Source organism: Natrinema salinisoli (assembly GCF_020405205.1).
GTDB lineage: Archaea > Halobacteriota > Halobacteria > Halobacteriales > Natrialbaceae > Natrinema > Natrinema salinisoli.
On the sequence record NZ_CP084469.1, the window covers coordinates 4,129,748 to 4,155,828 of the forward strand.

A 26,081-nucleotide genomic window follows, 5' to 3' on the forward strand; every position below is an offset into this window, starting at 1 on the left:
ATGGGGGACGACCGAGATCGGTTTCACCGGGTCCTGTGGACACGCGCCGCCGCTCGTTCGCTTCCTCGATCGATCTCTCGCTCGATACTACTTACAGTTTGTATGGTAGAAAACCTCATGCACGCACAGGTCGTGGGGTTAGCCTAACGGGTGCGACACCTGGAGGGACGACACAATGTCCAGTGATCAACGAGAGCCGGTCAAGACGATCTGTCCGTACTGCGGTGTCGGGTGCGGAATCAAGGTACAGCCCGGCGAAGAACCCGGCGACGTCCAGTTCATGCCCTGGGGCGACGCCCCGGTCAACGAGGGACGCATCTGTATCAAAGGCGGGGCCGCGACAGAGGTGGTCGACCACGAGGACCGACTCACCGACCCGCTGATCAAGGAAGACGGCGAGTTCCGCGAGGCCTCGTGGGAAGAGGCCTACGAGTACATCGTCGGCGAGCTCGAGCGGATTCGCGACGAGTACGGCCCGGACGCGATGGGCTTTTTCGGCTCTTCGAAGGTGATGAACGAGGAGAACTACCTCCTCCAGAAGCTGGCTCGTCGCTACGGCACGAACAACGTCGACAACTGCACGCGGATGTGCCACGCCTCGACGGTCTGGGCGCTGCGCACGAGTCTCGGTGCGGGAGCGATGACGAACAGCATGCGGGACCTCCGCGAGGAGGCCGACGTGTTCTGGATTCAGGGGGCGAACCCCGGCGAGCAACATCCCATCGCCAACAGCCAGTACTTCCGGCAGGCGGTGCTGGAGGGTGCGACCGTCATCCAGGTCGATCCCCACGCGAACAAGACGACGCGGTCGTTCCAGATCGACGATACCGACCGCCATCAGCACCTGCAGTTGAATCCGGGTACGGATATCCCGCTGCTGAACATCGTCCTCAAGACGATCCTCGAGCACCACGAGGTGAACCCCGAGGACGGCTGGATCGACGAGGAATTCATCGAGGAACGGACCGAGGGGTTCGACCACCTCAAAGGGACGCTCGAGGAGTTCGACAAAGAAGCGGCGGCCGAGGAGTGTGGCGTCCCGCTCGAGGAGATCGAACTGGCGGCGGAGAAGTACGCGACGGCGGACAACGCGGCCATCTTCACCGGGATGGGGATGAGCCAGCACACGTGCGGCGTCGACAACGTGCAAAACGAGATCAACCTGGCGCTGATCACGGGCAATCTCGGGCGACCCGGAACGGGCGTGAACCCGCTGCGGGGCCAGAACAACGTTCAGGGGACCTGTGACGTCGGCGCGATGCCGAACGTCCTGCCGGGCTACCAGCTGGTCGACGACGACGAGGCCCGGGAGTCGGTCGAGGAAGTCTGGGGCTTCGAAATCCCGGCCGAGCCCGGCCTGACGAACGTCGAGATCTCCTACGAGGCCGGCGACTCGATCAAGGGACTCTACGTCATGGGCGAGAACCCCGTGATGAGCGAGCCCGACGCCAACGCCGTCGCCGAACGCCTGAAAGAACTCGAGTTCACGGTCGTTCAGGACATATTCATGACCGAGACGGCGGACTACGCGGACGTCATCCTGCCCGCGACGACCTGGGCCGAGCGCGGCGGCACCGTCACGAACACCGATCGTCGGGTCCAGCGGATGCGCGGCGTGGGGAAAGTCCACGAGAACACGAAGCACGATCGCGAGATCCTGAGTGAAATCGGAACGCGTCTGTTCGGCAGCGAGGAGCGGAGCTCCTCGGAGAGCCGGACGGAGTCCGGCGGGAAATTCGACTTCGAGGACCCCGAGGAGATATTCGAGGAGCTCCGGCAAGTCTGCCCGAGCTACCACGGGATGACCTACGACCTGCTCGGCGAGGAGGGACTCCACTGGCCCTGCTACGAACCCGGCGACGAGGGCGATCCCTTCCTCTACGAACACGAGTTCGACACCGAGAGCGGGCGCGGCCACATCGAGGGCGTCGACCACCAGCCGCCCGCCGAGACGCCGGACGACGAGTACCCGCTGATCCTCACGACGGCCCGGCTCGAGGAACACTACAACACCGGGACGATGAGCACGCGATCGCCGACGCTCAACCGGCAGACGCCAGAGAACTTCGTCGACGTCCATCCCGCCGACGCCGAGCGCTACGGCATCGAGGACGGCGAGTCCGTCCAACTCCGCTCGCGACGCGGGGAGATCACGCTCGAGGCACAGGTCACCGAGGACACCAAGGAGGGCGTCGTCTGGACGACGCCGCACTTCGCCGCCGCATCGGCGAACAAGCTCACGAACCACGTGCTCGACGAGCGGGCGAAGATCCCCGAGTACAAGGCCGCCGCCGCGGAGATCGACGTCGATATCGAACCGCTCGACGAGACCGCCGATCCCGCGGCCGACGACGACTGACGCCTCGTCGCGCCTCCGTTTCACAGGTCGTCAGTTACACCGGCCAGCTCGAGCCACGGGTCGGCGCTCGATTCGGACGCGACGAGTTCGACCAGCGGGTGGTCACACCCCGCACAGACCGAGCGAATCCCGATCCGGGGCCGCCGACAGCAGTGCTCGAGGCGCTCCGCCGTCGTCCTCACCCCGTTCCCACAGCCCGGACAGCGCTCGCGGAGCAGTCGTGACCCCGTCAGGAGGTCGCGGCGCTCGTCGACCGCGAGGTCGTCCCAGCCGTCGATCCTGGGTCGAAGCTCGGCGGCTGCGGTCACGTCGGCGGCGAGCGCCGCGGTCGATTCCCATCGAACCCGCTTGGAGCCGTCAATAACGAAGGATGTGTCGTCGAGACAGTCGACCTCGTCCGCACCGAGCATCGATCGTACCTCGTCGGGACTCGGCTCCGCTGCGCCCTCGCTCGAGAGTCGTTCGTCCCATCGGGTTTCGAAGGCGGGGCTCAGGCGGATGGACTCGCCTCGAGCGGTCGCGACGCCGGCGGCGGTGAGAACGGTCGCCAGCTCGTCGGGCGACACCGTCTCGATCGTCGGACCCGTTTCCGGCGACTTGTCGAACAACTCGAGCGCGCGCTCGGGGAGATAGCGCCGGGTGAGCGTCGGCGTCCCTGGGACCAGATAGCCCCGAACGCGGATGAGGAGGAGCGACGCTGCAAGCGCGAGAGCGCCGACGGGGGCGGAGACTGCGACGCCGAGACCGACCGCCAGAGCGAACCCGAGGACGACGTTGACCGCCGTACACGGCCAACACCGATTTTCACCGGTGTATTCGGGTTCCTCGAGGCGTGCGAGCACGTTGGGGGAGTCGATCACCGATGACCACTGCGGCACGGTACGTGGGGATGGACCAAAAAACGCCTTCGCCCGGCGACGCCCGCCGATCGGTGGTCCGAACGCAGTGGTACGATCCCGCCGACCGGTGGTCCGAACGCGCCGATACGATCTCGCTGATCCGAGTTCCGCGCCGCTGACGATCGGTTACCGTGTCTCGCGTTGCTTTATGACTCGGTACCGTCAAACGAATGTCTCAAATATAGTAGTATTAGTGAACGAATCAGTAGGCTATTATTGGCTTGTGGTAACAATTAACATAGTACGGAATCAAGTGTCCGAGTCAGAGGAACCATGACTGAACTCGGCGGTTTCCAGGACCGCGTCGCACGAATCGATCTCTCAGACGGGGACGTCGCCTACGAATCGATCCCGGACGAGGACGCGAAGAAGTATATCGGGGCACGGGGACTCGGGGTGAAGTACGTCTTCGATCAGGGACCGGACGTCGATCCGCTCGGGCCCGACAACCTGCTCGCCTTCATGAACGGCCCGTTGTCGGGGACGCAGGTAACGATGAGCGGTCGGATCGCCATCTGTACGAAGTCGCCGCTGACCGGCACGGTCACCGACAGCCACCACGGCGGCTGGTCCGGTGCCCGGCTCAAGTGGGCCGGCTTCGACGGGTTGCTGTTCGAAGGGCAAGCCGACGAGCCGGTCTACGCCTACGTCGAGGACGGGGAAGTGGAACTCCGAGACGCCTCCCACCTCTGGGGGAAGGGATTCCACGAGACCCGAGATGCGATCGAAGAGGAGGTCGAGGGCTCATACGGCAAGAACCTGAGCATCATGGGGATCGGGACCGCGGGCGAGAACCTGGTCCGCTACGGCAACATCATGAACGAGGACGACCGCGCCTCGGGACGCGGCGGCACGGGCTGTGTCGCCGGGTCGAAGAAGCTCAAGGCGGTCGTCGTCAAATCGGGCACCAGAATGCCCAAACCGGCCGATCAGGAGACGTTCAAAGAGGGGCACATGCAGGCGATGCAGGCCATCCAGGAGTCGGAGGTCACCGCACCCAACGAGGGCGGGCTTTCGATGTACGGAACGAACGTGCTCATGAACATCACCGAGGAGATGGACGGCCATCCGACGAAAAACGGCGTCTATACCTCCGGCGATTCCTACAACGAGGGCGAAGCGGATCGACCGCACGACCTCGATGCGGAACGCATCAGCGGCGAGAACGTCCGCGAGAACATCCTCGTCGACGAGCCGACCTGTCACTCCTGTCCGGTCGCCTGCAAGAAGGAAGTCGAAGTCGACGTGATGCACAAGGGCGAGGAGATGAACGTCCGCATGGAGTCGTTCGAGTACGAGTCCGCCTGGGCGCTCGGGACCAACTCCGCGAACGACGACCGCGACAAGATCGCCGTCATGATCGACCGGTGTAACGACTTCGGGATGGACACCATCGATACGGGCAACATCCTCGCGATGGCCATGGAGATGAGCGAGAACGGGGACATCGACGAGGACATCGACTGGGGCGACACCGAGCAGATGCTCGACATGATCGAGCGGATCGCCCATCGCGAGGACGACCTCGCCCACACGCTCGGTGAGGGTGCGGAACGGATCGGCGAGGCGTTCGACGCTCACGACTCCCGACTGGACGTGAAAGGCGAGACCATCGCCGCGTACGATCCCCGTTGCATGAAGGGGATGGGCATCGGCTACGCCACCTCGAACCGCGGGGCCTGCCACCTGCGCGGCTACACGCCCGCCGCGGAGATCCTCGGCATCCCGGAGAAGGTCGATCCGTACGAGTGGGAGGGCAAGGGCGAACTCACCGCCCAGTTCCAGGACCTCCACGCGATCAGCGACTCCTTCGACATCTGCAAGTTCAACGCCTTCGCGGAAGGGATCGAGGAGTACGTCCTCCAGTACAACGGCATGACCGGACTGGACGTGTCCGAAGACGAACTCATGGAAGCGGGCGAACGCGTCTACAACCTCGAGCGCTACTACAACAACCTCGTCGGCTTCGACGGGAGCGACGACTCGCTGCCCGAGCGCTTCCTAGAGGACGGCATCCGCGGCCAGGGTGCCAGCGAGGGCGAGTACTGCGAACTCGAGGAGATGAAAGACGAGTACTACGAGTACCGGGGCTGGGTCGACGGCGTCGTCCCCGACGAGAAACTCGACGACCTCGGGATCGAGGTCGGACCCGGAACCGGCGTCAGCAGCGAGGGTGGTGTGACTGCATCGGGCGACGACTGACTCCGCGGCGGCGAGCTCGCGTCGGAGCGGACGGCAGACGGCGGACGCGACCGCCGCTCTCTAGACAAATTTGATTTCTAGCGCATCTCTATACACTTTTCCTGAGTTTCATTTCTGTTTCAAGCATATCGGTTTAGATATCGTATCTGAATGCGGGTATCATTGGTAAGTATTATCAAATCTGCCACTGGAGTAGCACGTGGTCCTACACCATGGTAGAATACACCATACCAGACGCGACGAGCACGGAACACCGTGATCTGGCGACGACGCTCGGCGTCGACGCGCCCGAAAGCGGGGACGTAACGTGGGACCTGCTCGCGGGGCAGGTCGAACCGCGGACCGACTCGGCGTTCGGCTCGCGGGGCGAGGCGATTCGGACCGATCTGGCCGGCCGACTCGATCGCGACGTACTCGAGCGAGAACGCGAGAACATCGCGGACGAAATCGGTCGCCTGCCAGCCGTGCGTGATGTCGGGGTACCGGACGGGCCGGACGGGCTGTATACGACGGTTTCCGAACCGGGGTGGCGTCTCTACGACCACCTGCTCGAGATCGGTTTTTTCCAGAGTCTCGACGAGAACCTGCCGCGGTTCACGGCGGACCAGATCGAGACCACGACGCGCGAACTGATCCTCGCAGACCCCCTGTCGTCGGCGCTCGACGACGTCGGGTTCGACGAGTCAGAGAAGACGGCGCTGCTGACGGCGGTCGCGAACAACGACGAGCGCCTCGCCCGCTGGGTGCCGTCGAACCAGATTCCGGACGGGGTCGAGTTCGAGACCGAAACCGTCCCGCCGCTCCATCAGCGCGCGATGGGCGGGGCGTTGCTGTGGATCCACGGACTCGACAGGCACCTCTGGCAGAACGAGGTGATGATAACCGATGCAATCCTCGACGACGCGGTCAGGTACGTGAAAGCGATGTTGGGTGGATTGTTCGTCTCTGCGACCGCTGCGTGCGACCTTGCCGGGGACGGCCGGTTCACGGACGAACAGTTGACCGCCGCGTTCACGGCCGGCGCAGCCGTTCAGATCGTGAGTCAGGAAGACCTGCTGCACGACGTCTTCTACATCACGGACGACATGCGCGCGCCGAGCGAACTGAGGTGATCCTCCATGGCACTACGCAACGACAGGGCCGTTCAGGCCGCACGCGATATCGAACTGAAAGAGATCGAAGACGGCTACACGCTGGTCGGGGGGCCGGAGGAATCGATTACCGAACAACACGACACCGACCGGATTCCGGAGATCGACGTCAATCAGGAGATGCTGAGCAACACGGGCGACGATCCCGAATCCTGGCTCATGTACGGCGGGAACTACGAACAGCACCGCGCGACGCCCGCCGACACCATCACGCCCGAGAACGTCGGTGACCTCGAGCTCGAGTACGAGCTGTCGGTCGGGACGGGCTCGAGCATGGAGGGGACGCCGATCGTCGTTCCGGGCGACCCGCCGGTCATGTACCAGACGAACGGGCCGAACCACATGAAGGCGATCGACCCCCGCGAGGGAGAGGTCCTCTGGAGTTACACATACGCGCCCCCGATCGGGGTCGAACTCTGTTGTGACGACAACAACCGCGGGGCGGCCGTTCTCGGCGACAAGGTGTACATGACGACGCTCGATTCGGGTGTCGTCGCGCTAGACCGGTACACCGGCGAGGAGGTCTGGCACACGAGCACGGCCGACCACGAAGAGGGCTACTCCGCGACGTGGGCACCGGTGATCCACGACGGGACGATCTACACGGGCAGCGCCGGCGGCGAGTACGGCGTTCTGGGATTCATCGCCAGTCTCGACGCCGAAAGCGGCGAGATGGGGTGGAAGACGGCGACGCTCCCCGAAGACGAGTGGATCGGTTCGAGCCGGGAACACGGCTGCGGGACGAGCTGGATGACGCCGACGATCGACGAGGAGCGAGGGGTGCTCCACTCGCCGGTGGCCAACCCCGGTCCCGACTTCGACGGGACGGTGCGGCCGGGGCCGAACTTCCCCACCTGCGGGACGATCACGATGAATCTCGAGGACGGCAGTGTCGAGTGGGGATTCCAGAGCAGTCCCCACGACGTCTGGGACTACGACGCGGCCGCGCCGCGGGTTCTGGTCCGCGACGTGGAAGTCGACGGCGAGTCGATGGACATGGTCGTCGGCTCCGACAAGGCCGGTTGGGTCTACATGTTGGACGCCGAGTCCGGCCAACTCCACGAGCGCAGTCAGGAGATCTGCCAGCATATCAATATGTGGCAGATGATACCTCACATTAGCCAGGACGAACGGACGCCATTCGTTCCCGGCGCGCCGGGCGGCAACGACTGGCAGCCGCCGTCGTACAATCCGGCGACGGGGCTGGTGTACGTCGTTCACCAGAACTACCCGCAGGATCTCTACTGGCGCTACGAGGAGTACGATCAAGGGCACCCCTACTGGGGCGGCGGACTGGACGACCCGGCCAGCGAGTTCCCCGACGAGTGGAACGGCGCGATCACCGCCTTTGCGGCGGTCGATCCCGCGACGGGCGAACGCGTCTGGCGCGACTGGATCGAGAGCGAGGAGGAACGCTACATGTGGGGCGGCTCGCTGTCGACCGCGACGGGACTCGTGTTCAACGGCACGCAGAACGGCAATTTCGTCGCCTACGACGGCGAGAGCGGCGAGCGCCTCTGGGAACACCAGTTCGACGTGCCGATCAGCGCCTCGCCGATGAGCTGGTACGATCCCGGCGAGGAGAAACAGTACGTCGCCGTCCAGGTCGGCGGCAGCGGCTGGCTCCGCCAGGGGCCACGCGGCGACACGCTCGCCGTGTTCTCGATGGAGAACTGAGAGACGACCAACCGAATACACGATACAACCATGACGAACGAACAACGTTCACGCGACGACGTCTCGCGCCGTAGGCTGTTGCAAGGGACGGCGGCGCTCGCCGGAACAGCTGCCGTCGGCAACGCGAGCGCGTACCGCGACGAGATCGACTTCCTGCTTCCGACGACGCAGAACGACGGCGAGGGGCGAACGTTCCAGATGCTCGGCATCGTCGGCGGGTGGGTCGGCGTCGCACCTCACGAGATCGACGCCAAGTCCAACCCCTCGCTCCGGCTGATCGAGGGCGAACAACACGAGGTCATCTGGACGAACGGCGACGGCGCGACGCACAACTTCAACATCACCGCGGGCAGCGCGGTCGACGATGACGCCGAGATACTCGAGACCACGGAATCGCTGACCGAACAGGGCGAGACGACCTCTCTCCAGTTCACCGCGAGCGAGGAGATGGAGGAGTACTTCTGCATGCCCCATCCGGCCCAGATGCGCGGCCCGATCGAGCTGATTCAGCCCGACGAGGTCCACGAACTGGTAGTCCACGTCGAGAACGAAGCGGGCGAACCCCTCGGTGCGGAGGTCTACATCGACGGGATGCACTCGTTCTCGAACATCGCCGCTCGGCCGGACCCGACGGAGCAGGCGGAAGACGAGATGGCGGTCGCCCGATTCGACATGCTCGAGGACGGCGAGTACGAACTCGAGGCCTGGACGTACGGCCACGAACGGGTTACGGACACGGTAACGATCGACGGCGACGATCAGGAAGTCACCGTCACGGTGCCGACCACCGATCCGGGCGAACCGACCGCCACCTACTCGATGCGCCTCGAGGAGGGCCAGTGGGTCGGTCAGCATCCCGACGCGATCGCCGACGAGACGAATCCGACGCTCGAACTCGAGGCGGGCGAATCCTACGCCGTCGAGTGGGAGAACACGATCGGTCGCCTCGAGCCGGAGGGAGAGAATAGACACTACGAACCGCTCCCCGGACACAACTTCGTGATCGCCACCGGCGGCGACACCAACGAGTGGAACACGTACCTCCGATCGGACTTCACCGACGCGGTTGGCGAGACACAGACCGTCACGTTCGTCGCGAAAGAGGAGATGGCCGTCTATCTCGATCAGGCGCAACTCGATGCCGTCGGCGAGATCTCCGTCAGCGGCGAGTCGACGACCGACGCGGGCGACGTGACAGTCGAGACGGACGGTGCGGACGGCAACGAGACAGACGAAGTGGGTGACAACGAGACGGATGGAGTAGGTGGCAACGAGACAGTCGCGGCGGACGGCAACGAGACGGACGAAGTGGGTGACAACGAGACGATCACGGCGGACGGCAACGAGACGAGCGGTAACGAGACAGGCTAGCCGAAGCGAAACAGAAACGGCCGGTCGCGACTACTCCGGGGATCGGATCTCCGGATCGATTTCCCGTTTATTCACCCTGGAGGGGCTCCCCTCGCCGATCGATTCGCGTCGCGGGGAGGCCGGCCCGATCCGCGTGTTCGCGGATCGTCTCCTCGTCGTCTGCCTCGTAGTGACAGAACGTCCCCGTTACGTGCCCGTCTTCGTTCGTCATCACCTCGGACTCGACCCAGCGGATCCCGAATCCCTCGTCTCGTAGCTCTTCCAGGGCCCGTCCGGACTGTTCGCCCGCGGCCTCGAGTTCGTCCTCGGTAATCGGTTCGTCGAGCGATCGCAGTATCAGGAAGTCGGTCAGCTCCTGGTTGGACATTGGCTCCACCACCCATGTCTTCAGTCCCCATGGTAATGAAAGTGGGACGAACGACTATCACCGCTGTCAGGAACGGCTCGCTCGATCCCGTTCAGGCCCCTCAGTCCACCGCCTCGCCGCGACGCTCCCGCTCGAGCGTCGTCACGGCGACGCCGACGATCACGACGAGACCGCCGACGACCGTGATCGCGTCGGGAACCTCCGCGAGCAAGACGAGCGCGAGCAGGGTCGCGCCCACCGGCTCGCCGAGCCAGGCGACGCTGACGACGACCGACTCGAGGTGTTCGAGGGCCCAGTTGCTCACCGTGTGACCGAGGACGCCCGGACCGACGGCCAGCCCGAGGAAGAGGAGCCACTCTCGAGGGGGGTAGCCGACGTAGGAGTGACCCTGCACACCCACGAGGAGGAACAGCGTGAACACGCAGGCACCGTAGACGACGGTCACGTAGGGAAAGACCGGGACGCGCTGGCGGATCGAGCGGCCGGCGAGCGTGTAGCAGGCGATGGTCCCTGCACCCAGCAATGCGAGCGAATTGCCGTACACCGTCGCGCCGGAGAGGGCCGCGTGATCCGCACCGCCCAGCGACATCGCGGCGGCCCCCGTGATCGCGACGGCGATGCCGACCACCGTCGCGCGACTGATCCGTTCGCCCAGAAAGAGGCCCGCGCCGAGCGCCACGAAGACCGGCTGGACCTGGACGATCGTAACGCTCGCGGCGACGCTGGTGTGCGAGAGGCTCTCGAACCAGGCGGCGAAGTGGATTGCCAGCGCGACGCCGGCGACGACGGCACCGGCGAGGTCACGTTGCGACAGCCGCGCGAAGGCTGCACGATGCCGAGTCAGGGCGATCGGCGCGACGAGCACCGTCGTGAAGAGCACGCGGTAGAAGGCCGCCACCGAACTCGGTGCCGCGCTCCAGCGCACGAGAACAGCGCTGGTGCTCGCCGCGAAGACCGCGAACGCGAGCGCGAGCGTCGGCGTGACCTCGTGGTCGACGTTCACGTCCTATCGCACTCGTTCGCGTGGTCAAACTGGTTCCGGTACCGCTCGAGGAGGGCCCGTGGCGCTGGCCGCTGTTCTGGCCGAGGCTGCCGGCCGCGACGCCGGTCGGAGTCCGTTCTACTCGTCCGGCAGGCGCGTTCCGCGGTAGATCGAGGCGAGCTCGAGATCGACCTCGTCGAGTCCGACGACGATGTCCTCCTCGGGGGAGAGGTCCTCGGCCTCCCACTCTTCGAGAAAGGCCACTGCATCCTCGCGGTCGGCGTACGGCCGCGGATCGATCCCCATCGGATCCTCGGCGGCCTCTTTGTCGGTGATGAGAACGAAGTGAGCTTCGGTGGCGTCGACCAGGTCGCCCGTTTCGTAATCGGTTATCCAGGCACCGGTGACCGGCGAGTCGGGCGTCGAAGAGACGACGTAGGCGAACAGACAGCCCGGCGAGTCGAAGGCCGCCCCCAAGCCGTTCTCGTGGACGAGCTGTCCTTTGCCGAAGTAGTTGTTTACAGTCATCCCACAGACTGCACACCGATGTCCGTCGGGGATCTCGACGGGGGGCTCGTCGACGTCCTCGAGCGTCGGCTCGTACACCTGTGCCGGAGGTTCGTCGTCAGTGTCGTCCTCGTCGCTTCCGGACTGGGTACCGCCGAGACAGCCCGCGATACCGGTGGCGATCCCCACGCCCAGCGTGCCCAGCAGCCCCCGCCGCTCGAGCCCCTCGCGTTCAGTCATACACTCCGTTAGCGGCCCACCGATCAAAACGACCGTGGTACACCTCTCGAATTCGACGGCTGCTGCTCGTCGGCTCGCCAGGCCGCCGTCATCCTTCCAACCGTGCCTTCGCCAGCCGGTGGCGCGCTCGGAACATGGCTTCGAACCCGATTTTCGAAACGGGCGCGACCGCATCGCCGAGCCCGCCCAGCGGGAGTTCGTACTCGACGCGGTCCCGGAGCCTCGTCCGCTCGCCGTCGGCGTGGAAGGTGTGGGTGTGCTCCCAGTGATCGAACGGGCCGTGAACCATCTCGTCGCGAAAGTACGCCGAGCCGTCCTCGCGCTCGCGAGCCGTGATCACCGAGGTCCAGTGCTGGCGCGGTCCCACACCGAAGGGCCGCATCGACAGGGCGATCTCCGAGCCGGGCTCGAGCACGTCCGGGTCCGGCTCGCCGTCCGGCCCGATCACGCGTTCGACGCGCAGGTTCATCCAGTCGGGGGTCACCGCCTCGAGTCCGGAAATCCGCGAGTTGAATTCCCAGACGTCTTCGAACGGGGAATCGACGGTCGTTTCGCGTTCGTACGTCTGCATCTGTATCTCTCCGTACGAGGGCCAGCCGGAAAACGTGAATCCCACCGATGGGTGACGACGGATCGGTTCCGTGCGAGACTACTTCAGGCGCTCCTGCAGGAAGGACGGATGCGCGGCGGTGACGCCCTCGATCTCGAGGATTTCCTCGGAGATCGTTTCGCCGAGGGCGTCGCCGTCCTCGGCGCGCACTTCGGCCATCAGCATGTGATCACCGCTGGAGCTGTACAGCGCCTCGACCTCGTCGAGATCCTTCAGGGCCTTCGTCGCCTTGACGTAGCGCTCGCTCGCCACGTCGATTCCGACCAGCGCAATCGTCTGACTCGAGAGCTTCTTGGGGTCGACGTCGGCGGAATAGCCGACGATGACGCCCTCCTCCTCGAGTTGGTTGATATACTTTCGGACGGTCGGTTTCGAGACGTTCGCCCGCTCCGCGATCTCCGCATAGGACGCCTGAGCGTCCTCTTCGAGAACATCGAGAATACGATCTTCCGTCGCCTGGGTACTCATGAGAGTATGTTTTGCTCGGGCGGAAAAATATCTTTTGTATACGAAAACGACGGATATCCGAACGGTAGGCGGCCGAGTGGCGCGCTCGAAAATCGAGGATTTGGGTCGCGTAACCGCCGGACTTATTCTCCCGCTGGGCACAGATTCGGCACCGGAATGGTCGATCCAAACCTCATTAGCGGTTCCGTCTGGATCGTGTGCGGCCTCGCGATTCTGGGTCTGGGCTACCTGATCGCGTTTCGCGGGCGGGCGGACCTGCACGCGAACTACGACGAGTCGGTCGACCCGGCACACGTTTCGCGGTGGGCCGGCGGCACGGCCCTACTCATGGGACTGCTCGTCGTCGCCTACGGCGTCCGCGAGACGATTTACGGGTTCCAGCCCCGTCTGCTCGCCGGGTTGGTCGTCGTCTTGCTCGTCCTGAGTTACCTCTCGAAGCTATTCGCCGGCGGATTGGGTGCCGGTGAGTGACTGGGCCGGGTCGCTCCTCACAGGACGCTGATGGAGCGACGCGCTCACAGAACCGAACGCACCGCTCAACTCTCCGAACCGGTGCATCGAAAACGAAATCCGAACCGCTGAGACGATCGGCGGCCGCGTCGCCGACCGTCGGCTATGGGACGGCTGGAACGCGGGTCGGCCTGCTCAGGTGTGGCGCTCGAGCAGGTCGTAGCTGCGCTCCCACTCGGCGTCCTCGTCGAAGTACCGCTCGGCCAGCGGCTGCTCGGGCAGCTCGCCGACGGCCGACTTCTCTTCCTGGTAGGACGGCCGATCCTCGTCGACGTAGTAGCGGCCGGTCAGGACGGTGCCCTCGTTGAGCACGTCTTCGGTCTCGTGCATCATCTCGGCGGCCTCGCGCCGGTCGGTGACGTCGTGGTCGTAGTCGTCGGACTCCTGAATGTCGATGTAGGGGACGTACTGCCGCGCGTCCTTGTTCCAGGTCGGACACTGGGTCAGGAAGTCGACGTGAGCGAAGCCGTCGTGTTCGATGGCCTCCGCGATGATCTCCTTCGCCTGATTCGGGTTGACCGCAGCGGTGCGGGCGACGTAGCTCGCACCGGCGGTCAGCGACAGCGAGAGCGGCCGTAGCGGCGTCTTCGCGCTGCCCGAAGGCTGGGTCTTGGACTTGTGACCTTTCGGGCTCGTGGGCGAGGTCTGGCCCTTCGTCAGGCCGAAGATCTCGTTGTTGAACACGATGTAGGTCATGTCGTGGTTCTCCCGAGCCGTGTGGATGAAGTGGTTTCCACCGATGCCGTAGCCGTCGCCGTCACCGCCGGCGGCGATGACCTCGAGGTCCGTGTTCGCCAGCTTGGCGGCGCGGGCCACGGGCAGCGAGCGGCCGTGGATCGTGTGGAAGCCGTACGTGTCGAGGTAGCTGTTCAGTTTACCGGAACAGCCGATTCCGGTGACGGTCAGCACTTCTTCGGGCGTCTTGCCGACTTCCGGCAGGGCCTGTTTGAGCGACTTCAGGACGCCGAAGTCGCCACAGCCAGGACACCATGTCGGCTGCGGTTCGACGCCGGGCGTGAACTCGTCCCGGTCGATCTCCCGTTCCTCTCCGATGGCGTTGAATGCACTCATAGTTCAGTCACCTGCAGCGGGTTCGATTCGCACCTGTGCGGTCGGCTGGCGGTCCTCGTCGGCGACGTTGACCTCGTAGCCCTCGACGATCTCGGCGGGCTCGAAGGGGTTGCCGTTGTACTTCAGCAGACTGGTCATCTTCTCGCCGTACCGGCCCAGTTCCTTCTGGATCAGGCCGCGGAACTGCGCGGTGGCGTTCATCTCGACGACCATCGCCTCGTCGACGCTCTCGAGGAACTCGGTCATCTCGGCCTCGGGGAACGGCATCATGTCGGAGACGCTGACCCCCTTGACGGAGTGGCCGTTCTCGTTGAGCCGTTCGACGGCTTCGTTGACGGCACCGTGGGACGAGCCCCACGTGATGATACCGTAGTCGGCCGTCTCGTCGCCGTAGTAGGTCTGATTGGAGTCGCGTTCCTCGTCGAGCTCCTCCCGGATGGAGTCGAGCTTCTCGATGCGCCGCGTCATCTGTGCGACGCGGTTGTCGGGGTCCTCGCTGATATGGCCGACGGGCGAGTGTTCGTTCCCGGTCGCGAGGTAGCGCCCGTCCTTCTGGCCGGGCAGCGACCGCGGGGCGACGTTGTTCTCGGCGTCCTCGTAGTTGAACCGCTTGAACTTGCCGCTCGCGTCGTGAGCGGCCTCCGCGAGTTCGTCCTCCGTCAGCGTCGAGCCCAGATCCGGCTTCGGTTGGCGGTCGAAGAACTCGACGTCGACGTTCTTGTTCTCGCCCGAGAGCTTCTGATCGTAGATGACGATCGCCGGAAGCTGGTAGTCCCACGCGATTTCGAAGGCGAGCCTGGTCTGCTCGTAGGCTTCCTCGATGCTGCTGGGAGCGAAGACGACCCGCGAGGAGTCGCCCTGGCTCGTGTAGAGGACGAACTCGAGGTCGCCCTGTTCGGGTTTCGTCGGCATCCCGGTCGAGGGGCCGGCCCGCATCGATTCGACGAGGACGAGCGGCGTCTCGGTCATCTCCGCCAGTCCGAGCGGTTCGCTCATAAGCGCGAAGCCACCGCCGGAGGAGCCGGACATGGCCTTCGCACCTGCGTGGCTCGCACCGAGCGCGAGCGCCGCGGCGGCGATCTCGTCTTCGACCTGCTCGGAGACGCCGCCCATGTCGGGGAAGTTCTGGGCGAGGATGGTGAACACGTCCGTCCACGGCGTCATCGGGTAGCCGGCGATGAACCGACAGCCGGCGTCGATGGCACCGTAGGCGATCGCGTTCGAACCCGACAGGAGCGCCTGTTCGGTCTCGTGAGAGCCTTCGGGGGCGCGCAGTTCGTGTTCGAACTCGTACTCCTCGTTGACCGTATCGTAGGCCTCGTGGAGGATCTCGAGGTTCGCCTCGAGGACGTCGCCGCCCATGGCGTCCGACATCAGGTCCTCGATGTGCTCGAGGTCCATGTCGAGCAGCGCCGCCGTCACGCCGACGCCGGCGGTGTTGCGCATGACCTCGCGGCCGTGTTCCCGAGCGAGTCCGCGGAGGTCCATCGGGAAGACGTGCCAGTCGTTCTCCTCGGCACGGGCCTCGAGATCGATCGCTTCGACGTCCTCCTCGCTGACGAGACCTTCGTCGTAGACGATGATCCCGCCCTCGCGGAGATCGTCGAGGTTCTCTGACAGGGGTTTGATCTCTTCGTTCCCGTAGTAGGCCTCTTCCTGAGGGTTGCGGGCGAAGGAGTCGCCCAGCGAGAGCAGGAAGTTGTAGCCGTCACCGCGTGACTGTACCTCGTGGTCTGCGGCTCGGATCTCGACGTACGTGTGGCCACCGCGGATCCGCGACGGATAGTGGCGGTGTGTGAATACGTCGAGCCCCGAGCGCATCAGCGCCTTGGCAAAGTTCTGGCTCGTCGAGTCGATCCCGTCGCCGGAACCGCCCGCGATTCGCCAGATGAGTTCGTCGCTCATAGATGGATCAGTGGCCGATGGGCCAACCGTACCCGGAATTTCGGACTACCGTGCCTAAAGCCTTTGCTATAGATTACCAAGGATCTTTCGTGAAGAATGGACATCCATTGAAGAATATGTATGAAAGATCATTACTATTGGAGGGAAACGCGTTCATAATTGTCTACAACTGTGGGGAACCGACGGCCCGTTTCTCCCTCGCGAAGGGTGAAATACGCCTCCAAAATTCCTGAGATGATCACTTCAGGCCGTCGGGTGCAGCCGGCTCGAGCCCGGTTTCGTCGAAGAATTCGGTGAGAAAGTCGACGCGCTCGGGGATTTCGGTCGGGTCGTGGGAATCCGTCCCGGCAGTCACGGCGACGTCGTGTTCGCGGAGGACGGTCAGGAACGACTCGGACGGATGGACGACGGCGGAGTCGGCCAGCGCTCGTCCGGCGTTGACCTCCGGAACCGTCCGCGAGTCGGCAACTGCCTGTGCCACTCGCCGGTAGTGGTCCTCGGTCGCCCGTCCCCGTAACGGCGGCGTCCGCTCGAGCAAGTCCACGTGCGCCGCGATATCGAACAGTTCCGATTCGACGAGCGCGACGAGCTGCTCGAAGTACCCATCGACGACCGCATCGCGTTCGGCCTCGGACATGTCTTCGAAGTGCGAGGCGATCTGTACGTTGTGTCCGTCGACGTCGTGAACGCTCCCGATCGCGTAGTCGAAGCCCGCCTCCGAGAGAAAACCATCGATGGCCGCCTCGTCGCGGGGATCGTAGTCCATCTCGACGGCGTCGTAGATCTCGATATCGAAGTCGTCCCGCAGCCGTTCGATTCCCCGTCTGCGCCGTTCGTAGGTGAGGTCGAGATTGAACCCGTAGACGCTCCGCATCGATTCCGGGCGCTCGCGTCGGGCGACGTTGCAGTGGTCTGCGAAGCCGACGCCCTCGAGACCGGCCGATTCCGCGGCCCGAACCATCGATCTAAGAAAGTCGCCGTCCGAGTAGTTCGAGTGCACGTGAAAATCCCGCATACGTCGTCGACCACGGGCGACGTGTTAGTCGTTTTGCTCGCGGAACAAGTCCGAATCGTGGGATCCGCGGGCGGTGAGACGGTGTTTTTCGTTCCCGTCAGACGATGCGGATAGCTCGCTGAATGGACGGAGTAACACCGGAGTAATCAGCTAACCCCGGTATCCGCGAGCGCTTAAGTCGGTCTCTCCCCCAGACGAACGTACAGATACATCCGAAATGTCACAACAGAAATCAGATTACGTCGCCGATACAGAAATCGACGCAGGGCTCGACGATCTTCCGACCGATGCGGCCATCGAGGAAACCGTCGAAAACCTCGAGGCCAACGGCTTCGACGTCGTCGTCGCCGACTCGGCCGAAGAGGCCCTCGAAACGGTCCAGTCACAGATTCCCACCGGCGCGTCGGTGATGAACGGCCACTCCACGACGCTCGAAGAGATCGGCTTCGCCGAGTACCTCTCCGAGGGCGATCACGAGTGGGAGAGCCTGGCGGACGAGATCTGGAGTATCGACGACGATGCGAAGCGTCAGGCCGCTCGTCGCGAGTCACAGACTGCCGACTACTTCCTCGGCGGCATCAACGCGATCGCCCAGACCGGTGAACTCGTCGCGGCCGATCGCTCCGGCAGTCGAATCGGCGCGTATCCCTTTGCTGCGAGCAACCTCGTTATCGTCAGTGGCGTCAACAAGATCGTACCGACGCTCGACGATGCGCTCGAGCGCCTCGAGTCGGTTGCCTACCCCCTCGAGAACGAGCGAGCGCAGGAGGCCTATGGGGTCGATTCCGCTATCGCCAAGCAACTCATCTTCCGACAGGAACTCGAAGAGGGGCGCACGACCGTCGTCTTGATCCGCGATCAGCTGGGATACTAACTCGGTCGGGCTCAGGACGCAGGCTCGTCGAATACAGAAACCGAACAGCGCACTGACTTGCGAATTATTCGTTGCGCGGATTTCTCGGGTGGTAGTCAGTGTCGTACTCGCCGGGCTGGTCGTCGACGCGGTCGGGGTTGATCCGACCGGATAGCAGCATGAAGTCGACCAGCGTCAGCGCGAGCATCGCCTCGACGACGGGGACCCCCCGCGGCGGCAGGACGGGGTCGTGCCGGCCGATGACTTTCTCTTCTTTGAGTTCGCCCGTCTCCCAGTCGGCGGTCTGCTGGGACTTGGGGATCGAGGTCGGCGCGTGGAGCGTCACTTCGCCGTAGATCGGCTCGCCGGAGCTGATACCGCCCTGGATACCGCCGTGGTCGTTTTCGACGGGAACTGGGTTGCCATCGTCGTCGAACTCCCAGTCGTCGTTTCGCTCCTTGCCGGTCCATTCGGCGGCGTCCGTTCCGAGGCCGAACTCGAAGGCCGTCGTCGCCGGCACCGACATCATCGCCTGCCCCAGCCGAGCCGACAGCGAGTCGAACCGAGGTGCGCCGAGGCCGACGGGAACGCCCTGCGCCTCGAAGTAGATGCTGCCACCGATGGAGTCGCCTTCCTCCTGGTACTCCGCGATCCGCTCTTGCATCCGCTCGGCGGTTTCGGGATGTGCACAGCGGACGTCGTTCTCCTCGCTGTGTTCTTTGATCTCCTCGAAACTCACGTCCGGCGCTTCGATGTCGCCGATCTGGTTGACGTGGGCCTTGAGTTCGATCCCCTCTCGAGCAAGGATTTTCTTCGCGATCGCGCCGGCCGCGACCCAGTTGACGGTCTCGCGGGCCGACGAGCGGCCGCCGCCGCCCCAGTTACGAGTGCCGAACTTTGCGGAGTAGGTGAAGTCGCCGTGACTGGGCCGGGGCGCGGTGATGAAGGGCTCGTACTTGCCCGAACGGGCGTCCTTGTTCTGGATGATCAACCCGATCGGCGTCCCCGTCGTGTAGCCGTCCTGAACCCCCGACTTGATCGAGACGGCGTCGGGTTCGCCGCGGCTGGTCGTGATCATCGACTGGCCCGGCTTTCGCCGGTCGAGATCCTCCTGAATGTCCTCCTCGGAGAGCTCGAGGCCGGCGGGACAGCCCGAGACCGTACAGCCCATCGCCTCCCCGTGGCTCTCGCCGAACGTGGTCACCTGAAAGAGGCGACCGAAGCGGTTGCCGTTCATTACCACGTCCTCTGGGACGCGGACACTTAGCGGTGCAGGATTCGTGCGAGAACCGCGAGCGGCCCGCCGTCGGCTCCTCGAGCGACTCCGACACCCTCCACATCGGCAAACGGTACCGACGAGAAGAGCGCTATCCGAACGATCCGAGCGACGACTGGAGGTTCCGGTCCGTCGCTCCCGTCTCGAGGTCGTAGCCGACGAGGTCGCGCATGTCGACGGCGTAGGTCGTCCCGCCGTTCGCGAGGACGAGAAGTCGGCCCTTCACGCCGACCACGGTTCCTGATGCCATCGTCTCTCGGACCGGTCGGGCCTCGAGATCGATCCCGTAATCGAACTCGTAGCGGTCGATGACGTCGAACTCTGCGAGGGCGGATTCCCAGGCGTCGTCGTCGACTGCGGCCGCGAGCGACGCGACCTTCGGGCCGGTTCGAACGCGATCGACCAGTCGATTCGCGATCTCGGCCTCGAGCTCGCGGGCGATTTTGCCGTTCGGGACCGTATGAACGTGGGTACCGCGGTCGGCTCCCTGTTCGCGCAGGCGGGTCTCGAGGCGCCGGCGCTTCGTGACGCCCACTTTGAACGTGTCGGGGGCGAAGGCGGCGATGTAGACGGCGTGCTCCTCGTGGCAGTCCATCTCGTCTTTCAGGCAGGTGCCGGTACAGCGCGCGCACACCCACGTGCTGGTGTGGAAGTCGCAGTACGGCGTCGACTGTCGGTCGCAGGAGACGTGTCCGCCGTCGTCGATGGTGCCGGCACAGTGGCGGTCGCCCAGCGAGTAGGCGAGCTCGTCGCCGGGCTCGAGCGGGCGCGCCTCGACGTCGCCGCCGTCGCTCACGAGCAGCGCCGACCCCCGTCCGCTCGGCTGGTAGCCGACCAGTTGCACGGGTTCGAGTTCGAGTTGGGCGCAAATAGGCATAGCGCTCTCGGCACCGAGGGAGCGATCGGTCGCTCGCTACCGAGATGTCTCTCCAGCTCGAGCCGGATACGACGACCGAGTCGATTCTTTCGCCGCCAGCGAACGGAAAAGACCTATCAGCGAGCGGGTCGAACCACGGACCCATGAGCCTCGAGGGAGCACTCGAGACGGCGGCAGACGGCGGCAGAGACGCGGTGATGTTCGTGTTCACCGTCACCAATACGAGCGACGAGGCGGTCGACCTCCAGTTTTCGGACTCGTGTAAGGCGGAGTTCGTGGTCGAAGACGACGCGGACGAGGTCTGGCGCTTTACCGAGGGCCGCATGTTCGCCCAGGTACTCAGTTCGAAGACGCTCGGTCCCGGAGAAGCGGCGACGTACGAAGCCGAGTGGTCCGATCCGGACCCCGGCGAGTACACCGCGATCGCGGAGTTGCGGGCACAGGATACGACCTGTGACGCCCGGACCGACGTGTCGGTCTCCCCCTGATCGGCCCCGATCGGCGCTCGCCCCGCGCCTCACCGGACCCGGCGACGCGAACCGGCAGCGAAGTCCATATACCGTCTCCATCCTAAGCGCCGTCCATGCAAGCGCTGGTCATCGCGGCACACGGATCGCACCTGAATCCGGACGCCTCGGATCCGACCTACGCCCACGCGGATACCATCCGCGAGACGGGCGCGTTCGACGAGGTCCGCGAGGCGTTCTGGAAGGAAGAACCGCACTTCCGCGAGGTGATCCGCACCCTCGAGTCCGACGAAGTGTTCGTCGTCCCTCTCTTCATCAGCGAGGGCTACTTCACCGAGGAGGTCATTCCCCGGGAACTGCGCCTCGAGGACTGGGACCCCGACAAGTGGGAGTCCGACGGTACCAGCGCGTCACAGGCTACACTCGAGGCCGAAGACGTCGGGAAGACGATCCACTACTGCGGACCGGTCGGGACCCACGACGCGATGACCGACGTGATCGTCCAGCGCGCCGAGACCGCGACCGAGGATCCGGACGTCGGCGAGGGGTTCGGCCTCTCCGTCGTCGGCCACGGAACCGACCGAAACGAGAACTCCGCGAAGGCCATCGAGTACCACAGCGACCGCATCGCCGAGCGCGACCGCTTCGACGAGGTGAAAGCCCTGTTCATGGACGAGGAGCCGGAGGTCGACGACGTCACCGACTACTTCGAGAGCGAGGACATCGTCGTCGTGCCGCTCTTCATCGCCGACGGCTACCACACCCAGGAGGACATCCCCGAAGACATGGGCCTGACCGAGGACTACCGGCTCGGATGGGACGTACCGGCCGAGGTCGACGGCCACCGAGTCTGGTACACGGGCGCAGTCGGTACCGAGGACCTGATGGCGGACGTCGTCCTCGAGCGGGCGGCCGACGCCGGTGCCGACATCGGCGACGCTCGCGAGGCGGTTCGCGAACTGGCCGCCTCGGTCGCCGATCCGGAACCGAGCGCGGGAGCGGGTGCGGGGGACTAACGCGTGACTGTGGCGACGGACGACCTCGAGACGCTGCTCGACCACGCATCTTCGGGGATCGCGTTCGACGGCCTGCACGTCGACGAATCGGACGACGGATACCGCCTCGAGACGCCGGCGAACGAGTGGACCGGCCTCGATGAAGACGAACTGCGGCGCGCGCTCGACGCGGCCGGTGAGTACGCCACGAACTGGCGCTACTGGCAGGAGCGAATCGGCGGGGAGGGGACTGCTCGCCGCGCGTTCCTCCGCTGGTGCGAGCGAGCGCCGCTCGCGGACGCCGAGACTGACGAAGCAACGACCGGTCCCTGGAGCGAGAGCGGGGAGGGCGATGCGGACGCCGGTGACGCTCCCCTCGCAGTGCCCGAACGCTACGACGCGCTCCGCGACGGCATCGACCGCGAGTGGGGCCAATTGTCTATCACGGCCCGCTTCGTCGACGTCGACGATCCGGACGGCGAACGCGTCTACGACCTGTGGCACGTCGACGACGCCGACAGCGACATCGCGGACCTCGAGGTCTACGACGACCCCCGCGATGCGCGCGACCTCGCGACCTACGACGACGACGGCCGCTATCGGCCGCTGAAGACCGCGCCGACGCTCCCCGCCGGCTGGGCGTTCACCGGGCTCTCGGGAGCCGACCTCGTCGAGACGGTCGAGTTCTTCTATCCCGCGACGGTCGCCAACTGGCACCGCGAACTGCAGGGGACCCTCGACGTCGACCACTGGCTCGAGACGGCCGAGCGACAGACGGGGATCTACGACGTGATCGACGAACTCCCGCGGGAGGCGGTCGAGTGGATGGCCGAAGCCTGCTGCGCCGATTCGCAGTGTCTCCGCCGCCGGGAGTGGCAGTACGAGGAGGGCGACGAGCTCGACGCCGACGGCGGTGACGGCCCCTTCCCCTGTCGCGAACCGTGCTCGCTCGTGGTCGCCGCCGCTCGCAAGTGTACGACCCTCGAGTCCGAGACCGAACACACGTACGAACTCGAGTTGACGACCAGCGAGCTGAATCAGCTCGAGGAGCTGATCGACGCGGTCGCGGACGGTCGCATCGACGAGATCCGCGAGGCCGACGTGTACGACGGTGCAAACCGCTACCGTGCGCGTTACCTCCGAGCCAAGCGGTTCGACGACGACGGCAGCCTCGAAGCGACGCGGGTCGACGAGTAGCCGTCGTCTCGTCGGTTCCGGTCGGCAGGTCGACCACGAGGATTCGCCCGCCGGCCACAACCTTGGTAGTCCGGTAGACACGTGTTCGGTTCGTGAAGCGTCGCACATTTCTCACGACCGCGACGGCGACGACGTCTCTCCCGGCGATTGCCGGGTGCTCGAGCGACGAGGACGACACGAGAGGCTACACGTATACGCTCACCTTCTCCGAGACCGACGACGACGTGGTGGCTGACCGACTCGATTTCGACAGAATGGGACTGGCACCCAGTCAGGAAAATATCGTCGCAGAAGCGGCTCGAACCGGATCCTACAGCGAAGAAAACGTCACCTGGGACTCCCTTCCGGGGCAACAGGGAATCACGATGGCGTTTCGAATGGTCATCCAGCTGATCGCCCGCCACGTCGATCGGGATCCGAAGGTCGACAGCGAAACGTCGTTTGAAACGCCGAGCCGGTACGACGGTCGCCGCTATCGGGCGGTCGTCGACGTCGCCTGAGTGCGGGCGACGTCATCCGACTCCCGGCGACACCGCCGACGTCGGCGATGCGCTACCGGAGTAGCAGAACCAGCGCGACGAGAACGCCGCCGGCGACGACTCCTAACCCCACCGTGGCGATCGGGCCGCCGATCGTCGCCGTCGTCACCGTCGCGATACCGATCGCCACCAGTCCGAGCGCGAGGACCACGAGCGTCCCCGGATCGAACCCGCCCGCTGTGGCCACCGGGCCGACCAGTCGCTCGAGCATCGTCGGGTCGGGCTCCGACCGAGCCGGTTCGGCGAGCGACTCGTCGACGTCGACGTTCGGCGTCCCGGGGACGGCGGTGACGGCGATCGAAACCGATTCGGACCCGTAGCCGGTCACGACCTCGAGATCGCCGGCGACGGGGCGGTCGAGACTGTCGGTCGTGACGGTGACCGGAACGGCGGTGACGCTGTCCGGTTCGACGTAGTAGTTCGTCTCCCCGAGCGTTGCGACCTGCTCGAGATCGCCGGCGAGGCGACAGTGAACGTGCGCGGGCGTCTCGTGGCCCTCCAAGAGGAGTGCGAACGAGTCGCTCGTCTCGAGCGACTCGCTCGTCGCCTCGAGTGGGGTGGCGGTCCCGCGGTTGACGTGGACGGTAACCTCTGTTCCGGGCACGATCTGTCAGGCCGATTAGGCCGGGGTCTCCTCGCGCATATCCGGCGGCAGCAGGTTCGGAATCCCGTCTTCGATCGGGTACGCCTCGCCGCACTCGGTACAGACGAGTTCGCCGCCGACGACCTCGTCGTCGTCGTACTCGGCGTCCTCGAGTTCCAGGTCGTGTTTGTCGAGCGGGCAGCAGAGAATGTCCAGCAACGACTCCTTCATACTACGTAGGCTTGCCGCCTGCAGCAAAAGGTTTCGGGAACGGCGCGAGCGGGTCGCCCGCGACCGCGTGTGATCGCCTATTCGTACGGGTTCTCGACGACGACGGTTTCCCCGCGGCCGGGACCGACGCCGACGGCGTAGATCGGCGCGTCGAGTTCGTCGCTGATGTACTCGAGGTAGGTGCGGGCGTTCTCGGGGATCGCCTCGTAGCCCTCCTCGGCAACTGCGGCCCAGTCGACCTCGGGCCAGCCGTCGAACGATTTGAACGTCGCTTCGCACCGGCCCCACTGTTCGGTCGTCGGGGGCATCGTGAAGATTTCCTCCTCGTCGAACTCGTAGCTGTGTCCGACCTCGACAGTTTCGAGGCCAGCCAGCACGTCGATGTGATTTACTGCGAGACCTGTAAAGCCGTTCGCGCGGGCCGCGTGGCGCAACATGGGCATGTCGAGCCAGCCGACCCGTCGCGGGCGGCCGGTGACGGTGCCGTACTCCCCGCCCTCGTCGCGGATGTACGTGGCGAGTTCCTCATCGTCGTCGCTTTCGGGCTGGTCGACGTCGTAACCGGGCGTCTGATCCTCGACACCGCCCAGTTCGGTCGGCAGCGGGCCGGTTCCGACTCGAGAGAGGTAGGCCTTGACGATGCCGATGACTTCGCCGTCGCCGATAACGGTCGGGCCGAGGCCGGTGCCGACGGTCGCGCCGCCCGCGGTCGGGTTCGAGGACGTGACGTAGGGGTAGACGCCGTGGTCGATGTCGAGGGACGTTCCCTGCGCGCCCTCGAGCATGACGTTGTCGCCGGCGTCGATTCGCTCCTGAAGGAAGGTGCCGCAGTCGACGGTCATGTCCTCTTCCGCGAGGCGCTCGCCGTACTCACGGTAGGTTTCGTAGAGGTGATCGATATCGAACTCCTCGCCGGTCTCCTTGTCGAAGACCTCCTCGGCGAGGGCTTTCTTCTGGGGAACGACGTACTCGAGGCGCTCGCGGAGCGTGTCGGGGTCGAGTAAGTCGCCTACCCGAACGCCGCGCCGGCCGGCCTTGTCCTCGTACGTCGGTCCGATGCCGCGTTTGGTCGTGCCGGCGGCGAGATCCTCCTTCTCTTCCTCTTCGATGCCGTCAAGCGCGCGGTGATAGGGGAGAATAACGTGTGCGCGCTCGGCGACGCGGACGTCGGGCTCGAGGCCGCGTTCGCGGAGGGTATCGATCTCATCGAACAGCGTCTCGGGGTTGACGACGCAGCCGTTGCCGAGTACGCCGACTTTTCCTCGGACGGCGCCCGACGGGACGAGTGACAGTTTGTACTTCGTACCGTCGTGGACGACGGTATGTCCGGCGTTGTCCCCGCCCTGATAGCGGGCGACGACGTCGGCGGCGTCGCCGTAGAGGTCGACGACACCACCCTTGCCTTCGTCGCCGAGTTGCGACCCGACGATAGTGACGGTCATAACAGCGGCGGATTCTTGCCGGGCCGATAAACAGATTTCGGTATACGGGTGGCCGCCACCACCGACCGAGTCGACGGATGGCGATCGAATCTCACCTCTCAGCGGGGCTGGCGATCCGCTGGCTCCGGGGCTCGACGGCCGGCGGAGGGAAACGATTCACCACGAACGGCGGCGGGCATGGCTACCAATATTTATACGAGCAGGGAGAACGGTCAATGAAGACGGCTCCGACGACCCGTTTCCGAGTCCCGGACTGAGGGATGATCGACGAAATGACCTCTCTCGGG

General features: G+C 65.0%; 26 protein-coding genes. 12 read left to right on the forward strand and 14 right to left on the reverse strand.

Features of this window, described 5'->3' with window-relative positions; genetic code table 11:
* Positions 1-175 precede the first annotated feature (175 nt).
* On the forward strand, positions 176-2,359 hold the full coding sequence (gene fdhF, locus LDB05_RS20515) for a formate dehydrogenase subunit alpha (RefSeq protein ID WP_226005824.1): 2,184 nt from the start codon (positions 176-178) through the stop codon (positions 2,357-2,359).
* Between the two features lie 20 nt (positions 2,360-2,379).
* Here fdhF and LDB05_RS20520 read toward each other — a convergent pair whose 3' ends face one another.
* Positions 2,380-3,219 (reverse strand): DUF8054 domain-containing protein, encoded by an 840-nt coding sequence (locus tag LDB05_RS20520; protein WP_226005825.1) that lies wholly within the window; start codon positions 3,217-3,219, stop codon positions 2,380-2,382.
* Positions 3,220-3,221: 2 nt separating this feature from the next.
* Here LDB05_RS20520 and LDB05_RS20525 point away from each other — a divergent pair, with 2 nt between their 5' ends.
* The 5 genes from LDB05_RS20525 (at position 3,222) to LDB05_RS20545 (ending at position 9,659) form a co-directional block, all read left to right on the forward strand.
* Complete coding sequence (locus LDB05_RS20525; protein ID WP_226005826.1) at positions 3,222-3,377, forward strand: hypothetical protein; 156 nt, start codon at positions 3,222-3,224, stop codon at positions 3,375-3,377.
* Between the two features lie 154 nt (positions 3,378-3,531).
* The gene (locus LDB05_RS20530) at positions 3,532-5,460 is read left to right on the forward strand and encodes an aldehyde ferredoxin oxidoreductase family protein (RefSeq protein WP_226005827.1); all 1,929 of its coding nucleotides are present in this window, start codon (positions 3,532-3,534) and stop codon (positions 5,458-5,460) included.
* 212 nt (positions 5,461-5,672) lie between these two features.
* Entirely contained in the window at positions 5,673-6,572 is a 900-nt protein-coding gene (locus tag LDB05_RS20535; RefSeq protein ID WP_226005828.1) for a hypothetical protein, read from the forward strand.
* A 6-nt stretch (positions 6,573-6,578) separates the two neighbouring features.
* A complete protein-coding gene (locus tag LDB05_RS20540) occupies positions 6,579-8,288 on the forward strand; it encodes a pyrroloquinoline quinone-dependent dehydrogenase (protein WP_226005829.1) in 1,710 nt (569 codons plus the stop codon).
* Between the two features lie 30 nt (positions 8,289-8,318).
* Positions 8,319-9,659, forward strand: coding sequence for a cupredoxin domain-containing protein (locus LDB05_RS20545; RefSeq protein ID WP_226005830.1), 1,341 nt, complete (start codon positions 8,319-8,321; stop codon positions 9,657-9,659).
* 67 nt (positions 9,660-9,726) lie between these two features.
* Here the strand turns inward: LDB05_RS20545 and LDB05_RS20550 are convergent, their stop codons facing one another.
* From LDB05_RS20550 to lrpA1, 5 genes are all read right to left on the reverse strand, one after another.
* On the reverse strand, positions 9,727-10,026 hold the full coding sequence (locus tag LDB05_RS20550; protein WP_226005831.1) for a DUF4242 domain-containing protein: 300 nt from the start codon (positions 10,024-10,026) through the stop codon (positions 9,727-9,729).
* A 100-nt stretch (positions 10,027-10,126) separates the two neighbouring features.
* Positions 10,127-11,029, reverse strand: a complete 903-nt coding sequence (locus LDB05_RS20555; protein ID WP_226005832.1) for a DMT family transporter — start codon at positions 11,027-11,029, stop codon at positions 10,127-10,129.
* Between the two features lie 117 nt (positions 11,030-11,146).
* Positions 11,147-11,755: a nitrous oxide reductase accessory protein NosL gene (locus tag LDB05_RS20560; RefSeq protein ID WP_226005833.1), complete on the reverse strand. Its 609-nt coding sequence runs from the start codon at positions 11,753-11,755 to the stop codon at positions 11,147-11,149.
* An 88-nt stretch (positions 11,756-11,843) separates the two neighbouring features.
* Positions 11,844-12,326, reverse strand: a complete 483-nt coding sequence (locus LDB05_RS20565; RefSeq protein ID WP_226005834.1) for an SRPBCC family protein — start codon at positions 12,324-12,326, stop codon at positions 11,844-11,846.
* Between the two features lie 78 nt (positions 12,327-12,404).
* Positions 12,405-12,833: an HTH-type transcriptional regulator LrpA1 gene (lrpA1, locus tag LDB05_RS20570; RefSeq protein ID WP_226005835.1), complete on the reverse strand. Its 429-nt coding sequence runs from the start codon at positions 12,831-12,833 to the stop codon at positions 12,405-12,407.
* Between the two features lie 156 nt (positions 12,834-12,989).
* On the opposite strand from lrpA1, the gene LDB05_RS20575 reads away from it, so the two are divergent.
* A complete protein-coding gene (locus LDB05_RS20575) occupies positions 12,990-13,304 on the forward strand; it encodes a hypothetical protein (RefSeq protein ID WP_226005836.1) in 315 nt (104 codons plus the stop codon).
* A 174-nt stretch (positions 13,305-13,478) separates the two neighbouring features.
* Here LDB05_RS20575 and LDB05_RS20580 read toward each other — a convergent pair whose 3' ends face one another.
* The 3 genes from LDB05_RS20580 to LDB05_RS20590 form a co-directional block, all read right to left on the reverse strand.
* On the reverse strand, positions 13,479-14,414 hold the full coding sequence (locus tag LDB05_RS20580; protein ID WP_226005837.1) for a thiamine pyrophosphate-dependent enzyme: 936 nt from the start codon (positions 14,412-14,414) through the stop codon (positions 13,479-13,481).
* A 3-nt stretch (positions 14,415-14,417) separates the two neighbouring features.
* Entirely contained in the window at positions 14,418-16,319 is a 1,902-nt protein-coding gene (locus tag LDB05_RS20585) for a 2-oxoacid:acceptor oxidoreductase subunit alpha (RefSeq protein ID WP_226005838.1), read from the reverse strand.
* A gap of 238 nt (positions 16,320-16,557) precedes the next feature.
* Positions 16,558-17,334 (reverse strand): PHP domain-containing protein, encoded by a 777-nt coding sequence (locus tag LDB05_RS20590; RefSeq protein WP_226005839.1) that lies wholly within the window; start codon positions 17,332-17,334, stop codon positions 16,558-16,560.
* A gap of 217 nt (positions 17,335-17,551) precedes the next feature.
* Between LDB05_RS20590 and LDB05_RS20595 the strand changes: the two genes are divergently transcribed.
* Positions 17,552-18,208, forward strand: a complete 657-nt coding sequence (locus LDB05_RS20595) for a lactate utilization protein (RefSeq protein ID WP_226005840.1) — start codon at positions 17,552-17,554, stop codon at positions 18,206-18,208.
* Positions 18,209-18,272: 64 nt separating this feature from the next.
* On the opposite strand, the gene aroC is transcribed toward LDB05_RS20595, so the two are convergent.
* On the reverse strand, positions 18,273-19,424 hold the full coding sequence (aroC, locus tag LDB05_RS20600; protein ID WP_226005841.1) for a chorismate synthase: 1,152 nt from the start codon (positions 19,422-19,424) through the stop codon (positions 18,273-18,275).
* A 130-nt stretch (positions 19,425-19,554) separates the two neighbouring features.
* Positions 19,555-20,307: a DUF2797 domain-containing protein gene (locus LDB05_RS20605; protein WP_226007947.1), complete on the reverse strand. Its 753-nt coding sequence runs from the start codon at positions 20,305-20,307 to the stop codon at positions 19,555-19,557.
* A 176-nt stretch (positions 20,308-20,483) separates the two neighbouring features.
* Between LDB05_RS20605 and LDB05_RS20610 the strand changes: the two genes are divergently transcribed.
* From LDB05_RS20610 to LDB05_RS20625, 4 genes are all read left to right on the forward strand, one after another.
* Positions 20,484-20,828: a BsuPI-related putative proteinase inhibitor gene (locus LDB05_RS20610; protein ID WP_226005842.1), complete on the forward strand. Its 345-nt coding sequence runs from the start codon at positions 20,484-20,486 to the stop codon at positions 20,826-20,828.
* Positions 20,829-20,923: 95 nt separating this feature from the next.
* Positions 20,924-21,823: a CbiX/SirB N-terminal domain-containing protein gene (locus LDB05_RS20615; protein WP_226005843.1), complete on the forward strand. Its 900-nt coding sequence runs from the start codon at positions 20,924-20,926 to the stop codon at positions 21,821-21,823.
* A gap of 3 nt (positions 21,824-21,826) precedes the next feature.
* Positions 21,827-22,999: a DR2241 family protein gene (locus tag LDB05_RS20620; RefSeq protein WP_226005844.1), complete on the forward strand. Its 1,173-nt coding sequence runs from the start codon at positions 21,827-21,829 to the stop codon at positions 22,997-22,999.
* Positions 23,000-23,091: 92 nt separating this feature from the next.
* On the forward strand, positions 23,092-23,499 hold the full coding sequence (locus LDB05_RS20625) for a hypothetical protein (RefSeq protein WP_226005845.1): 408 nt from the start codon (positions 23,092-23,094) through the stop codon (positions 23,497-23,499).
* 52 nt (positions 23,500-23,551) lie between these two features.
* On the opposite strand, the gene LDB05_RS20630 is transcribed toward LDB05_RS20625, so the two are convergent.
* From LDB05_RS20630 to LDB05_RS20640, 3 genes are all read right to left on the reverse strand, one after another.
* Positions 23,552-24,142, reverse strand: coding sequence for a DUF7524 family protein (locus tag LDB05_RS20630; RefSeq protein WP_226005846.1), 591 nt, complete (start codon positions 24,140-24,142; stop codon positions 23,552-23,554).
* A 15-nt stretch (positions 24,143-24,157) separates the two neighbouring features.
* Positions 24,158-24,352: a methytransferase partner Trm112 gene (locus tag LDB05_RS20635; protein ID WP_226005847.1), complete on the reverse strand. Its 195-nt coding sequence runs from the start codon at positions 24,350-24,352 to the stop codon at positions 24,158-24,160.
* 77 nt (positions 24,353-24,429) lie between these two features.
* The gene (locus LDB05_RS20640; protein WP_226005848.1) at positions 24,430-25,794 is read right to left on the reverse strand and encodes an adenylosuccinate synthase; all 1,365 of its coding nucleotides are present in this window, start codon (positions 25,792-25,794) and stop codon (positions 24,430-24,432) included.
* Positions 25,795-26,081 lie beyond the last annotated feature (287 nt).